The following is a 13,689-nucleotide window of genomic DNA, read 5'->3' on the forward strand; positions in this document are numbered from 1 at the left end:
TGACAGATAGCTGTGCTTTACTTCGCTTTCTCCTCTGTTTGATCCCGCTTAGTTTGGCGTGAAAGGCGCAGTAAATCCAATCCAAGCAGCACAACAATAATATAGAATAGAGGACTTGTGAACGATAGGCCAATTTGTGACTGACCGCCAAGCAATGTTAAAACAATCCATAATCCAACTGTATACAAAGTTAATCCGATATAAGCCTTTTTTGATAATCTTTTATATCTACCCTTGTCGAAGGCTAGCTGAATGATGACAAGCCCAACTAATATAAGCAATATTATTTTTTTAGTCAGCATCGCAGCAATAGCTGTATCAGGGAAGAAATCATTAACGAATAATAACGTGAAAAATATTAAAATAACAAAATTTAAGATTGTCGAAAGCTTCATGCCATTTCTCCTTAGTTGTCAGAATACTTTTCTATTGTAACATGGTTCTAATGAAAGCAAAAAATAATACTTTAAAGAAGAGTTTGAAAAATTTTGAAACTTTTCCTGAGGTACATCCGTATAGTAGGTAATATGATGAAAAGGGGTGAGCAACTTGACGCTATTTGGCTATTCACTCGAGCAGATCTTTTTGGTGGTTTTGATTTTCGCTGGCCTTGCCACAGTATTGGTTATGTTTTTTGGTGATGCAGTCGAAGGTATTGGGGAAGGACTGCCCATTTTTAATCCGAGTGTCATTCTATCTTTCATTACGTTGATGTCAGCAGCAGGTTTTATTTTAGAAAAACTAGCCTGGTTCTCTAGCGTTTGGAACATCATTGCTGCATGTATCATCGGTGCTATTTTAAGTTCCATCTTTTATTTATTTGTTCTCGTTCCGCTACGTTCCGCTGATGTTTCTTTAGCTTACACAGAGGAATCGCTAGGCGGGCAATTAGGAAGAGTTATTGTGCCAATTCCAGTAGATGGTTTTGGCGAGGTTGTTATCGAAACGACAAGTGGCATGATTTCAAAACGGGCAACGGGCTATGATAATGAAGCCATTGACTATGATGAAACCGTACTTGTTGTGGATGTGAAGGACGGAACACTTTTTGTTAGAACGTACGAGAAAAAATTTGTTTAAAGGAGAGATATGTCTATGTCAACCGATATCTTAATTGTTTTAGGAATTGTAGCATTTGTATTAATTGCCCTAGTCGGCTTATATGTGACAAAGTATCGTACGGCGGGTCCTGATGAAGCACTGATTGTGACAGGTAGCTATCTCGGCTCCAAAAATGTACATAAGGATGAGTCGGGGAATCGCATTAAAATCATTCGTGGGGGCGGTACATTTGTATTCCCTATTTTCCAGCAAGCACAGCCGTTAAGCTTACTTTCTAGTAAACTAGAAGTGACAACGCCTGAGGTGTATACAGAGCAAGGTGTTCCTGTTATGGCAGATGGTACGGCTATTATTAAAATTGGTGGCTCCATTTCAGAAATTGCGACAGCAGCAGAGCAGTTTTTAGGCAAGCAAAAAGCAGAGCGCGAAGGGGAAGCACGTGAAGTATTAGAAGGTCATTTACGTTCCATTTTAGGGTCTATGACGGTTGAAGAAATCTACAAAAACCGCGATAAATTCTCACAGGAAGTTCAACGTGTTGCTTCACAAGATTTAGCAAAGATGGGTCTTGTCATTGTATCCTTCACGATCAAGGATGTACGAGATAAAAATGGCTATTTAGACTCACTAGGGAAACCGAGAATCGCACAGGTAAAACGAGATGCTGATATTGCGACAGCAGATGCAGAAAAAGAAACACGTATTAAACGTGCAGAAGCGTCTAAGGAAGCACAAAAGGCAGAACTAGAGCGTGCGACGGAAATTGCAGAAGCAGAAAAAGAAAATCAATTAAAAGTAGCTGAGTTCCGACGTGAGCAGGATATTGCCAAAGCGCGTGCTGACCAAGCGTATGAGCTTGAAACGGCTCGTGCTAAGCAGGAAGTAACGGAGCAAGAAATGCAAATTCGCATTATCGAGCGTCAAAAGCAAATTGAATTAGAAGAAAAAGAGATTTTACGTAGAGAAAAGCAATATGACTCTGAGGTTAAAAAGAAAGCAGATGCAGATCGCTATGCAGTGGAGCAAAATGCCGCAGCCGAAAAAATGCGTGAGCTTGCACAGGCTGATGCGGAAAAATATCGTATTGAATCATTAGCAAAAGCAGAGGCAGAGAAAATTCGTTTGGATGGTCTTGCCAAAGCTGATGCAGAGCGAGCACAAGGGGAGACGGAGGCTGATATCATTCGTCTACGTGGTCTGGCTGAAGCTGAAGCTAAACGTAAGATTGCCGAAGCCTTTGAATACTATGGTCAAGCAGCTGTACTGGATATGGTTGTACGCATGATGCCAGAGTATGCAAAAGAGCTTGCAAGTCCACTTGGCAATATCGATAAGATTACAGTAGTCGATACTGGTGGTGGAGAGGGAAGTGGTGCGAATAAGGTGACATCTTACGCAACCAATTTAATGTCTACACTTCAAGAAACATTAAAAGAAACTTCTGGTCTCGATGTAAAAGAGCTGATCGAGAGCTATGCTGGGAAGCACACATTGCGTCCAGAATTAGAGCAGATTGCTTTAGGGCTTGAAAAAAAGCAAGCTCCTGAAGAAAAGCAAGCTCCTGAAGAAACAAAAGAAGCGGTAGAACAATCCTAACAAAAAACGACCTGATGATCTCATCAGGTCGTTTTTTTATGGTTATTGCTGCCACTCACTTACAAGCATGCCATAAATAACATGATTTACATAATGATCGTAGAGCCATTCTGCAGCTCGAATGGTTCCTTCTTGCATAAAACCAAGACGTTCTGGGATTGCGCGACTTTTGTGATTCGCTTCAGCAACACGAATTTCAACTTTATGAAGCTTCAATATTTCAAAGGCATATTGCAATAAAGCTTTTACTGTTTTCGTCATGATGCCATGCCCTTGTGCTCCTTCGCTCAACCAATAACCAATAGTGCCGATTTTATTGCTCGGGTTAATCGCGTTAAAGCCTGCAATGCCAACAATCTCATTTTTAAAGAGAATGACTAGGGAGAGGCTACTGTTCGCTTCATGTCCCTTAATACAGCTCTCAATATAGACTTTTGTATCCGCCAGTTCTTTTGTAAAATCTAGCCATGGTAGCCATTCTTTCAGATATTCCCTCGAGGCATCCGTTAATGCAAAAACCTTCTCTGCATCCTCAGGTGTAATCATCCGTAGAACTAAATCATGGTTAATGGTAATTTGCATTATTGTTCACCTCATGATTATTTTAATGCATTGTGCATAAAGTCTTTCATTTCTCGGCTAAGTAAAGTTAATTCTTCTATAATTTCGCTGAAATCCTGTACGAGCTGTGCTTGCTCATTTGTTGCATCATTGATTTGTCCCATATTTTGCTTTAAATTATCTAGATTTCTATTGATATTTCGTAATGACGATTCTATATTTTCAGTAGCACTAGATGTCTCAAAGGACAGTTTTCGAACTTCCTGTGCCACAATATTAAAGCCAGCGCCGTGCTGTCCAGCACGTGCAGCCTCGATGGATGCATTTAAACCTAATAAATTCGTTTGGCGAGATATACTTTTAATTAAATCTGTCACGGCATTTGTTTTTTCAGAGTCCTCTAGGGCATGCTGTGCCTGCTTATTAATTTCCTCACTAGTGGCCGCTAATTCCTCAGAATGGGAAGCGATTGTATGTACTTTATCCTGTAGACTGTTGACGATCTTATCCATCGTAGCCATATAATCTTCAAGTTTGAGCTCATTATCTATTGGTAAGCCAAAAGCTAATGCACCTACTACTTGACCATTTTCACGAATGGGGAATGAAAAAGCATTGATTGCTACACCATAAACATCCTCTGGTATCACCACATCTGCATTTTGTCCATTAAAGGCGATGAAAACATTTTGGTCATTGGCGTTAACTTTTTGTCCATCATGGTAGCCAGAATCCACACGTTTACCTGCTAAATATTTAACGACTGTTTCACTTTCCTTTTCAACAACAGCTACAATGGCTTCTTGCTTTAATGCTAAATGAATATAAGGTGTTGCAAGGGTTAAAGCTTCAATAATTTTCATAAAAATTCCTCCAAGTCTCGTCAATGAAAATGGTTGTATCATCTGTCTGCATTGTGACAATGGTTCTAGATGATTACTTTTACTGTAGCACAATATTTGCCAAGTCAAAATAGCTATTTATTTTTTATGAAAAGAAAATCATCCAAATCTGAAAGGCTTTTTATTTGTCAATTATTATTTTTTTTTACCTGTGAAAGCGAAGGTCTTTATGTCTATTTTTTGACAAAGGGACGTGTGTTTTGCGAAATATTGTATTAGAATAATAGTAGCATGTGAAGGAGAGAGTTTCATGGACTATATACAAAAGGGTACGAGGGCGTTTCATAAAGCGAATTGGGCGTTATTTTTAGCAGGCTTTATTACGTTTGCTAACCTTTATGTAACGCAGCCATTACTACCAACATTTTCAGAAGCATTTCACGTCTCACCAGCTGTAGCAAGTTTATCTCTTTCAGTAACCACCTTTGCATTAGCGGTGAGTTTAATAATTGTCAGTTCGTTATCAGAAGCATGGGGAAGAAAATCATTGATGACGATTTCTATTTTTGCAGCTTCTGTCCTGACCCTAGCTCTTGCATTTTCACCTAACTTTGAAACAATTTTAGTGTTGCGTGTTGTACAAGGCATCGTTTTTGCGGGTTTACCTGCCATCGCTATGGCTTATTTGGGAGAAGAAATGGAACCAGCAAGCTTAGGGGTTGCCATGGGCTTATATATTAGCGGTAATTCAGTAGGGGGACTTAGTGGACGAGTTATTATTGGCACCTTAACGGACCATTATAACTGGCATACAGGCATGATGGTGCTAGGAGGAATCAGCCTGCTAGTTAGTTTAGTGTTTGTCTGGATGTTACCAAGCTCCAAACATTTCAGCGCGCGACCTTTACAATTAAAAGCATTGACCAAAACCCTACTGCAACATTTAAGAGATCCTTCTATGCTGTGTCTTTATGGGATGGGGTTTCTTTTAATGGGAAGCTTTGTCACCCTTTATAATTATATTGGCTTTAAACTAATGGCTCCTCCCTATAATTTAAGTGCTACAATTGTAGGTTGGATATTTGTCATTTATTTAGTTGGAACATTTAGCTCGGCATGGTTTGGCAGTTTAGCTGATCGTTATGGTCGCCAACGAATGCTCTTACTGGCTATTGCCATTATGTTAGCTGGAGCTATAGTAACGCTTAACGGGCTCCTTACCTTAAAGATTATAGGAATAACAGTTTTTACCTTTGGCTTTTTTGCAGCTCATTCAATCGCAAGTGGTTGGGTGAGCAAACGAGCATCCCACAATAAAGCACAAGCATCTTCTCTCTATTTATTTTTCTATTATTTTGGTTCAAGTGTTGGAGGAACAGTAGGAGGCGTTTTTTGGATGAAATATGGGTGGATGGGTGTTATCGTGATGATCGCTCTGTTTTTATTCATTGCTTGTGTCCTATCATTTTTGTTAAAAAGATTCATTGTTAGACAACGTATCACAACATGATGTGAGGTGTCATTTTGCAGGAATTACTTTTCTATTTTTTCATTATCCTAGCAGCTTCTATTTTACAAACCAGTACAGGATTTGGTTTTTCCGTTATGGCTACGCCTTTTTTACTGTTGCTTTTCACACCACAAGAGGCGATGCAAATAAATATAATACTGTCCCTTGTTATTTCGTTTTCTCTCATATGGAAGGTGAGACATGATATTGATGTAGCGTTGCTTAAAAAGGTGATGATCGGTAGTGTTGTGGGTGCTCCTTTTGGTAGTATACTCTTTGCCTTAGTCGATGTGACGACATTTAAGCTGCTCATCGCCATCCTGCTTATAGGGCTTACGATTCTGTTGATTAAAAATATCTCTATTCAACAAACAAGGAGTAGAGATTATGGCGTTGGCTTTATATCAGGTATGTTTACAACGAGTATTGGGATGGCTGGACCACCACTGTTACTCTATTTTGCAAGCACACATAGAAATAAAGAAACCATTAGAGCTGTTTCACTAGCCTACTATATATTTATCTATCTTATTAGCTTACTTTCTCAAGTCATTTTTGAGGGTACAAGTAAAATGGTTTGGGTATATAGTATATATGCCTTGCCAATTGTTTTCTTAGGACTTATTTTTGGACAAATGCTATTTACTCGATTAAATCAAAAATTGTTTAAAATCTTAATTTATTTTCTATTAGTAGCAGCAGGCTTAATTTTGTTAATCCAAAGTTTATGGACAATGCTATAAACAACAAAAAGAAGTATGGAAGGATAATACATCCTCCCATACTTCTTTATTGTTAACCCATAATATTGTAGCCAGCGTCGATGTAGATCGTCTCACCAGTCACACCCCGTGATAGGTGAGATAGCATAACAATCGTCATATCTGCTACTTCGTCTTGTTGAACATTACGTTTTAAAGGAGCTGTTTCTTCAATCTTGTGTAAAATTGTGTTAAAGGAAGGGACACCTTTTGCAGCAAGTGTGCGAATAGCACCAGCTGAGATAGCATTGACGCGAATATTATCTTGGCCAATATCAGCAGCAAGATAGCGCATAGAAGCCTCTAATGCAGCTTTTGCTACGCCCATCACATTGTAGCCATCAAGTACTCGTTCTGCACCTAAGTAACTCATCGTAACGATAGAGCCGCCCTCTGTCATGTACGGATGAGCTGCTTTTGCTGTGGAAATAAGTGAATAGGCACTTGTATCTTGTGCGAATGCATAGCCTTCTCGAGTTGTTTCAAGGAAGCGGTTGTGTAAATCTTCTGCATGCGCAAAAGCCACTGAATGTACAATCCCATGAATAACGCCAACTTTTGAGCCGATTTCTTCAAAAGCTGCTTTTGTGCTGTCATCACTATTCACATCACATTGAACGACAAGAGAATCGGATTGTCCGATATTTTCTAATTGTTTTTGTAATTTTTTTAATGAACGTTCTTGACGATACGTGAAGATAACATTTGCACCAACATCAAATAAACGTTTTGCAATGCCCCAAGCAATACTGCGATCATTCGCTACGCCCATGACAACAATGTTCTTATCTTTTAATTGTAATAAATTATCCATCATTATGAAGAACTCCTTTGTGAGATAATATCTGTTATTAGTACCAACTACTAAAATCTTATCATACATAAAATATCGTTGCAATAACAAGATGAAAAGAGAAGTAGTTGAGAGAGCAAAAAAATTCATCTCTTTACAGTAGAGACGAATTGAAAAGTGTGCTATTTTATTTTGTTACATAATGATCATACATATCTACTGCTCGATTAACAGCACTACTGATAGTGATTCTAAAGCAATTTTGTGACCGAATGACCTGTGCCAATATTTTGATTGCTCTTGTTTGATTTTTATGGAATAAAGCATTGTCTGTTTGAAAATCATCGTCTAAAAAGGCAAGATAATAAGGTATACGATTTTGTGGTTGTAACAAATCAGATTCTGCACTTTTTTCAAGTGTATTGTACACCCATAAATCGATGGCATTTCCTAAGTGGAAGGCCGCAAAATACTGAAAATCATCATTCTCACACTCTTTTATTTTTTGAATTATCTGAATTTTTTGGAGCTCATCTAATAAAAATGTATTGATGGAATAATAGATCGCTTTAGAAGGATTGAGAATGAGCTCATCGGTCTGCTGCGATTTTAAGAAAACCCAGTTATTTAACACGTTTGCCCATGCGTCCACAGTATTCAAACATTTCGCACAAACATCTGGAAATATTGATTGCCACTTTGCAGCAAGGTTTTTAAAACTATTCATATGGTCTTGATCAATATAAAATAAACTATGCTCAACTTGTAACTGCTCAAACATTCACATTCCTCCAATAGATTGGTATGTATAGCAATGGACCATATGCCTATTATCTTGATGCAAAAGATAGCCAATATTTTAATCAATAAGAAGGCATCCCCTGAAGGATGCCTTTTAAGATATACATCAACGGAAGCCTATTCAAATTTTAATGAGTCACCATCGAATGTTTCATCTGCTACTTTGATAGAGTCTGTTGGACAACCTTCAAAAGCGTCTTGCATATCTTCCAATAGATCCTCTGGAACTTCAGCAGTTCCCATGTTATCATCTAAAATAACGAAGGCAATGCCTTCATCATCATAATCATAAATGTCTGGCGCTGCGGCTCCACATGCGCCACAAGCGATGCATGTATCTTTATCAACTATTGTGTATTTAGCCATTTTATTCTCTCCTTTAACGATGTTCCTACAAAGCTTCATACTCATTTTAAAGATGTTTATCTTACATTTCAACTTAAATACTATTAAATTGGAGGAATTTGCGTCAATGTTTCATCAAATTTTATTGCAAATCTTTCAAAAACTCAATAAAGAGCGGACGATTTCGGCTGCCTATCATGTCCTAAGAGGGAAGCGTTCAGGCCAGACGATTCAAGATATTGGTCTTTTTCAACTACATCAATATTTTGGCCTCTTGCCAAAATTATCTCGTACTACATTTGATGAGGCTGTAAACTTATTTGTGCAGAATAGTTGGTTAAATGTGCAGGAATCTGGTCATTTTTACATGGAAACGCTAGGATTACAACGCGCACAACAAACGCCAACCTTTTTCTTTGATGGTTGGCACTATCGGGGAAATGAGCATGTGTTTTTTGCGAGGCTTTCTCTCATTGTACAAAGTTTGTCACATCAAGCCGCAGCCGTTCGTACCTTTTCACCGATTAGTAGAGATACAATGATTCAAGCGTGGGTGCGAACTTTTTTACAGGCACGTCATTATAAGGAAGGTCATTTACAGCAGCAATTATTGACAGAATGTAATCATGTGCTAACTATTCTCCCTGTGTCAGATGCAAGCAAACAGCTTGTTCTGTATCGTTTAAGTGGTTATCAATTACCAGGATGGACGTGGCAACAGCTTGCAGATGAACGGAAGGAAACTGTACTGGATAGTCAATTAGCTTTTATTGAAACCCTACATATATTATTAAATGAAGTGCATCAAAAAATAGATGATTACCCATTACTAGGGCATGTGGCAGAAGGATTAAAAGTTAAAATATTGCTAACAGATTCTGCACAACAAACCGCACAATTATATGAACAAGGTTATTCGATGGAGCAAATTGTTCAAATGAGAAAACTAAAACAAAGTACAATTGAGGATCATTTTGTGGAATTAGCTATGTATGAACCGAACTTTTCTATTGGCCCATTCGTCTCCTATGATGAAGCTCAAAAAGTGTGGCAGGCATCGAAGCAGTATCAAACAAAAAAATTGAAAATATTACATGAAGCTTTAAACGATATGAGTTATTTTCAATTAAGGCTTGTCCTTGCGAAAGGAGAAGTATAAATGGAACTTGAACAATTATTGCATAAGCATTTTGGTTATTCATCATTTCGACCAGGACAGAAAGAAGTCATTGAGGCATTACTACAAGAACAAGATGTGATTGCCTTATTGCCAACAGGAATGGGAAAATCACTCTGCTACCAGCTACCAGCCTATACATTAGAGAAACCTGTACTAATTGTTTCACCATTACTCTCATTAATGCAGGATCAAGTAGAAGAGCTGAAGCGTTTTGGGGAAAAGAGGGTGGTAGCTTTAAATTCCTTTTTATCACTAACAGAGAAACGTTATGTATTACATTATTTAGAGCAATATCGTTTTATTTTTACTTCCCCAGAGATGCTGCTCCAGCAACAGGTACAAGAGAAACTGGCGCAGATGAAGCTAGGTTTAATCGTAGTAGATGAAGCGCATTGTATCTCACAATGGGGCTTTGATTTTCGACCAGATTATTTACGAATAGGTGACTGGCTATCGAGGGAAAATCGTCCGCCCATTTTGGCATTATCTGCTACGGCAACAAAGAAGGTTGTACGAGATATACAGGAAACTTTATCTCTCAAAGCGCCATTCGAGTTTATGTATAATGTTGACCGCTCGAATATTCATTTAGGTCGTGTAGTAGTGGAGGATAAGGCTGATAAAGCTAGATGGCTCATGCATCACGTTACGCAAACGGCAGGACCTGGTATTTTGTATGTTTCCTCACGTAAACGTGCGCAACAATATAGCGAAGCCTTATTACAAGAGGGCGTTCGTGTTGCTGCCTATCATGCTGGCTATGGGGTAGAGGACCGTCAATTTATTCAACAGCAATTTATAGCTGGTGAACTTGATTGGATTGTAGCAACAAACGCTTTTGGTATGGGCATTAATAAGCTTGATATACGGCAGGTCATTCATGAATCAATGCCTGCCAATATAGCGAATTATATGCAGGAGATTGGACGTGCAGGGCGGGATGGACACTCTGCACTTGCTATATTACTGTATGCTGAAGGTGATGAGGAGCTGGCTAAATTTGTTGTGACAGGCGATTTACCAACTTTACATCATGTTGACCGCTACCAGGAGCTGCTATCTCAGCAAATACAGCCCATCCAAATGCTGAAAAATGGGGAGTTAAGTGAGACAGCCTTCCGTGTGTTAGACTATTGGCTGCAACGAGAGTCTTCGGAACAAGTGAAGGTCCGATTAAATCATTTAGCACTAGAGAAATACAATGCAGTGAATGAAATGCTTCAAATCATACAGACAAAAGACTGTATTCGTGAACATTTAGTCGGGTATTTTGGGCAAAAATTGCAGAAAAAGCCGGAAAACTGTTGTGAAAATTGTGGAATCCATTATGATGTAATCAAGAAAGTACGCTTAAAAGAGAAAAAGAAAGTAGAAATGGCAACGTGGGAAAGTCGATTGCAACAACTATTAATGGGTAATTAGACTAAAACTGACGGTCATTTACTTTTTTCGTAATATTCGTCATAATAGAGATGATAGAAAGCGTAGTAAGGTTGGGGGAAAGGCGAATGAATAAAGAAGATTATCGCGATAAAATAGAAGAGCATCGTCAATCATTTGAAGATGAGCAAAAAGAACAGCAAGCCTTATCAAGAGTTTCCAGAATGAATAAAAACGGTAATAAAAACAAAAAGCCAAAAAATTCGAAACGTAAGACACCGTTAATGACGATTCTGTTTGTTATTTTTATTTTGATACCATTAACAATTCTTATTTATTTTTGGAAATTTTATGAACCAGGAAAAACGATTGAACAAGCCGAAAAGGATACAGCTGAACAGGTTGTCGAATTAGATCCTTCAGAAGCATCTGCGTCAGATAAAGATAAGGAAAAAGATGATAAGGGTCAAGACGCTCAGGGAGATAAGAAGGCTCAAGAGCAATCTCAAAAAGATGCTGATAAATTAGCAGCGGAGCAAAAAGCTGCTGAAGAAGCGAAAAAGGCTCAAGAGGCGAAAAAGGCAGAGGAAGCAAAAAAAGCCGAAGAAGCTCGAAAAGCTGAAGAAGCAAGAATAGCTCAACAACAAGCAGAGGCAGCAAGAAAAGCAGAAGAGGCTAGAAAAGCGGAAGAAGCAAAACAAAATGCTAAAGCAACGACACATACTGTAAAAGCAAATGAGAACTTATACCGAATTGCATTAAATCACTATGGCGATGGCAGTGAAGCGACTTTAGCTAAAATTCGTGCTGCTAATGGGATGTCCTCTAATACTGTAATGGTTGGGCAAGTCATTAAGTTACCTTAATAGAATTTTTTTATCGTTATATAGTTTTTCTAGTATAAAATTACAGACAAACGTTCACACCAAAACGTACGTCTGATTTAGCAAAAAGGCGATTCGTTTTTTAAGAAGAATCGCCTTTTTGCTGTCGTAAGGAGAAGTGAGAAAATGCTATATTTAGGGCTATGTCTTCTGGTAGTCATCGCCCCTCTACTTTATATGTGGAAGGTGGCACATGAAAATAATGTATTGTCTCACCAGCTTTCATTACAGGGTGAACAGGAGAAGGTACGATTATTTTTTATTTCAGATGTTCATTTACGTAAAATAAGTAAGAAAATGATTGCACAGTTACAGGGACATCATTTTGATGCAGTAATTATTGGCGGTGATTTTGCGGATAGCCGTACACCAATTGATCGTATTCATGAAAATTTATCATTATTAACGTCCCTTGGACCAACCTATTTTATTTGGGGCAATAATGACAGAGAAATTGGGGAAGAAAGACTGAAGGACATTTTACAGGCATACCATGTTCAAATTATTGTCAATGATGCCGTACAGCTTCCGCTTAAAAATAGCTTTTGGTTAAGTGCTATTGAGGATACAACCGTTAAAGAATATAGTTTTGAAAAAGCTTTTGCAAAGATAGGAGAGCAGGATTTAGTTGTTTTCATCGCCCATAATCCAGAGGTTTTTGCGAAAGTTCGGGCTAAGTTCCGTGCGGATTTAATGATGGGGGGACATTTACATGGAGGGCAAATTCGATTCGGCCCATATGGTGTCCATCCAAATGGTTCCTATCGTCGGCGTGATGGTGTCATGACTTTAGTAAGCAATGGCTATGGGACGACATTAGTACCTTTTCGATTTGGTGCAAAGCCCCAATGTCATATAATTGACATTGATATTTCGAGTAAATAAACAACCAAAACGTGTGAGAAGGCGTATAATAAAAAAGTATCGTCTATTCTATGATAATGTGAAAGCATGGAGCAGCAATTTTTGCTGTTCAAATTCGATTGGAGTGTCAAGAAATGCAGCAAGCAGATGCAATTATTGTTGGAGGAGGCCCATGCGGCTTAGCAGCAGCAATAGCTTTGCAAAATATTGGTTTACAACCTATTGTGATTGAAAAAGGAAATATCGTCAATGCCATCTATCATTACCCTACACATCAAACATTTTTTAGTACGAGTGAACGGTTAGCCATTGGTGATATACCATTTATCATTGAAGGACGTAAGCCGAAACGCAATCAAGCCCTTGTCTATTATCGAGAGGTCGTCCGTTTAAAAAATATACAAGTTAATCGCTTCGAAAAAGTACAAAGTGTTGTAAAAAATAATGATTTGTTCACGGTTACCTCCGATAAGGAAATATATGAAACGCCCTATGTTGTCATTGCAACAGGTTATTATGATCATCCGAATTATTTAAATATCCATGGTGAGCAGTTACCTAAAGTTTTCCATTACTTTAAAGAGGGCCATGAATTTTTTGATACGGATGTTCTAGTTATAGGCGGCAAAAATTCAGCGATAGATGCCGCGTTAGAATTAAATAAAGCCGGTGCTCGTGTAACCGTAGCCTATCGTGGCAGCGAATACTCTCCAAGCATCAAGCCATGGGTATTGCCCGAATTTGAAGGGGTAGTCAAAACTGGAGAAGTTGACATGCTTTTTAATACCAATGTATTGGAAATACGAGAGCACGAAGTTGTTTTAGAAGTAGAGGGTCAAGAGAAAATAGTAAAAAATGATTTCGTTTTTGCTATGACTGGCTATCATCCTGATCACTCCTTTATTAAAGCGATGGGAGTGGACATAGAGGAAGAAACGGGTCGTCCTTATGTTACGCCTGAAACGATGGAAACCAATGTTGAAGGACTATTCATTGCAGGTGTTATTGCAGCAGGAAATAATGCCAATGAAATTTTTATTGAAAATGGTCGTTTCCATGGCGAATGTATCGCTCGAACTATTGAGCAGAGAAAAAAATAACGATCGAGGC

15 protein-coding genes are annotated in these 13,689 nt (G+C 38.4%); 9 read left to right on the forward strand and 6 right to left on the reverse strand.

Annotation, left to right across the window (positions count from 1 at the left end; genetic code table 11):
• Window positions 1–17: 17 nt before the first annotated feature.
• The gene (locus L6W14_RS06550; protein ID WP_131519651.1) at window positions 18–395 is read right to left on the reverse strand and encodes a hypothetical protein; all 378 of its coding nucleotides are present in this window, start codon (window positions 393–395) and stop codon (window positions 18–20) included.
• A 154-nt stretch (window positions 396–549) separates the two neighbouring features.
• Here L6W14_RS06550 and L6W14_RS06555 point away from each other — a divergent pair, with 154 nt between their 5' ends.
• Together L6W14_RS06555 and L6W14_RS06560 are read left to right on the forward strand one after the other, a co-directional pair.
• Window positions 550–1,080, forward strand: coding sequence for an NfeD family membrane protein (locus tag L6W14_RS06555; protein WP_004232545.1), 531 nt, complete (start codon window positions 550–552; stop codon window positions 1,078–1,080).
• 15 nt (window positions 1,081–1,095) lie between these two features.
• A complete protein-coding gene (locus L6W14_RS06560; protein ID WP_237899955.1) occupies window positions 1,096–2,658 on the forward strand; it encodes a flotillin lipid rafts scaffold protein FloT in 1,563 nt (520 codons plus the stop codon).
• Between the two features lie 42 nt (window positions 2,659–2,700).
• Here L6W14_RS06560 and L6W14_RS06565 read toward each other — a convergent pair whose 3' ends face one another.
• Both L6W14_RS06565 and L6W14_RS06570 read right to left on the reverse strand, forming a co-directional pair.
• Complete coding sequence (locus tag L6W14_RS06565) at window positions 2,701–3,240, reverse strand: GNAT family N-acetyltransferase (RefSeq protein ID WP_237899957.1); 540 nt, start codon at window positions 3,238–3,240, stop codon at window positions 2,701–2,703.
• Window positions 3,241–3,257: 17 nt separating this feature from the next.
• Window positions 3,258–4,082, reverse strand: coding sequence for a methyl-accepting chemotaxis protein (locus tag L6W14_RS06570; protein ID WP_237899964.1), 825 nt, complete (start codon window positions 4,080–4,082; stop codon window positions 3,258–3,260).
• 289 nt (window positions 4,083–4,371) lie between these two features.
• On the opposite strand from L6W14_RS06570, the gene L6W14_RS06575 reads away from it, so the two are divergent.
• A complete protein-coding gene (locus L6W14_RS06575; protein WP_237899966.1) occupies window positions 4,372–5,571 on the forward strand; it encodes an MFS transporter in 1,200 nt (399 codons plus the stop codon).
• Between the two features lie 14 nt (window positions 5,572–5,585).
• Entirely contained in the window at window positions 5,586–6,314 is a 729-nt protein-coding gene (locus tag L6W14_RS06580) for a sulfite exporter TauE/SafE family protein (protein WP_237899968.1), read from the forward strand.
• A gap of 52 nt (window positions 6,315–6,366) precedes the next feature.
• Here the strand turns inward: L6W14_RS06580 and L6W14_RS06585 are convergent, their stop codons facing one another.
• The 3 genes from L6W14_RS06585 to L6W14_RS06595 form a co-directional block, all read right to left on the reverse strand.
• Window positions 6,367–7,149: an enoyl-ACP reductase FabI gene (locus L6W14_RS06585; RefSeq protein WP_004232559.1), complete on the reverse strand. Its 783-nt coding sequence runs from the start codon at window positions 7,147–7,149 to the stop codon at window positions 6,367–6,369.
• A gap of 163 nt (window positions 7,150–7,312) precedes the next feature.
• Window positions 7,313–7,906 (reverse strand): hypothetical protein, encoded by a 594-nt coding sequence (locus tag L6W14_RS06590; protein WP_237899970.1) that lies wholly within the window; start codon window positions 7,904–7,906, stop codon window positions 7,313–7,315.
• Window positions 7,907–8,043: 137 nt separating this feature from the next.
• Window positions 8,044–8,292, reverse strand: a complete 249-nt coding sequence (locus L6W14_RS06595) for a ferredoxin (protein WP_004232564.1) — start codon at window positions 8,290–8,292, stop codon at window positions 8,044–8,046.
• 106 nt (window positions 8,293–8,398) lie between these two features.
• On the opposite strand from L6W14_RS06595, the gene L6W14_RS06600 reads away from it, so the two are divergent.
• The 5 genes from L6W14_RS06600 (at window position 8,399) to L6W14_RS06620 (ending at window position 13,679) form a co-directional block, all read left to right on the forward strand.
• Window positions 8,399–9,430 (forward strand): YpbB family protein, encoded by a 1,032-nt coding sequence (locus L6W14_RS06600; protein ID WP_237899978.1) that lies wholly within the window; start codon window positions 8,399–8,401, stop codon window positions 9,428–9,430.
• Complete coding sequence (locus L6W14_RS06605) at window positions 9,431–10,873, forward strand: RecQ family ATP-dependent DNA helicase (protein WP_237899980.1); 1,443 nt, start codon at window positions 9,431–9,433, stop codon at window positions 10,871–10,873.
• Window positions 10,874–10,959: 86 nt separating this feature from the next.
• Window positions 10,960–11,697: a LysM peptidoglycan-binding domain-containing protein gene (locus L6W14_RS06610; protein WP_237899987.1), complete on the forward strand. Its 738-nt coding sequence runs from the start codon at window positions 10,960–10,962 to the stop codon at window positions 11,695–11,697.
• 144 nt (window positions 11,698–11,841) lie between these two features.
• A complete protein-coding gene (locus L6W14_RS06615; RefSeq protein ID WP_237899995.1) occupies window positions 11,842–12,600 on the forward strand; it encodes a metallophosphoesterase in 759 nt (252 codons plus the stop codon).
• Window positions 12,601–12,713: 113 nt separating this feature from the next.
• Window positions 12,714–13,679, forward strand: a complete 966-nt coding sequence (locus L6W14_RS06620) for a YpdA family putative bacillithiol disulfide reductase (RefSeq protein ID WP_237900008.1) — start codon at window positions 12,714–12,716, stop codon at window positions 13,677–13,679.
• The last annotated feature ends 10 nt before the right edge of the window (window positions 13,680–13,689 follow it).

Source organism: Lysinibacillus sp. ACHW1.5 (genome assembly GCF_022014815.1).
Lineage (GTDB): Bacteria > Bacillota > Bacilli > Bacillales_A > Planococcaceae > Lysinibacillus > Lysinibacillus capsici.

Coding starts and splice junctions, on each gene's coding strand:
- L6W14_RS06550 (WP_131519651.1), bottom strand. CDS start 395: ATGAAGCTTTCGACAATCTTAAATTTTGTTATTTTAATATTTTTCACG.
- L6W14_RS06560 (WP_237899955.1), top strand. CDS start 1,096: ATGTCAACCGATATCTTAATTGTTTTAGGAATTGTAGCATTTGTATTA.
- L6W14_RS06565 (WP_237899957.1), bottom strand. CDS start 3,240: ATGCAAATTACCATTAACCATGATTTAGTTCTACGGATGATTACACCT.
- L6W14_RS06570 (WP_237899964.1), bottom strand. CDS start 4,082: ATGAAAATTATTGAAGCTTTAACCCTTGCAACACCTTATATTCATTTA.
- L6W14_RS06575 (WP_237899966.1), top strand. CDS start 4,372: ATGGACTATATACAAAAGGGTACGAGGGCGTTTCATAAAGCGAATTGG.
- L6W14_RS06585 (WP_004232559.1), bottom strand. CDS start 7,149: ATGATGGATAATTTATTACAATTAAAAGATAAGAACATTGTTGTCATG.
- L6W14_RS06590 (WP_237899970.1), bottom strand. CDS start 7,906: ATGTTTGAGCAGTTACAAGTTGAGCATAGTTTATTTTATATTGATCAA.
- L6W14_RS06595 (WP_004232564.1), bottom strand. CDS start 8,292: ATGGCTAAATACACAATAGTTGATAAAGATACATGCATCGCTTGTGGC.
- L6W14_RS06600 (WP_237899978.1), top strand. CDS start 8,399: ATGTTTCATCAAATTTTATTGCAAATCTTTCAAAAACTCAATAAAGAG.
- L6W14_RS06605 (WP_237899980.1), top strand. CDS start 9,431: ATGGAACTTGAACAATTATTGCATAAGCATTTTGGTTATTCATCATTT.
- L6W14_RS06610 (WP_237899987.1), top strand. CDS start 10,960: ATGAATAAAGAAGATTATCGCGATAAAATAGAAGAGCATCGTCAATCA.
- L6W14_RS06615 (WP_237899995.1), top strand. CDS start 11,842: ATGCTATATTTAGGGCTATGTCTTCTGGTAGTCATCGCCCCTCTACTT.
- L6W14_RS06620 (WP_237900008.1), top strand. CDS start 12,714: ATGCAGCAAGCAGATGCAATTATTGTTGGAGGAGGCCCATGCGGCTTA.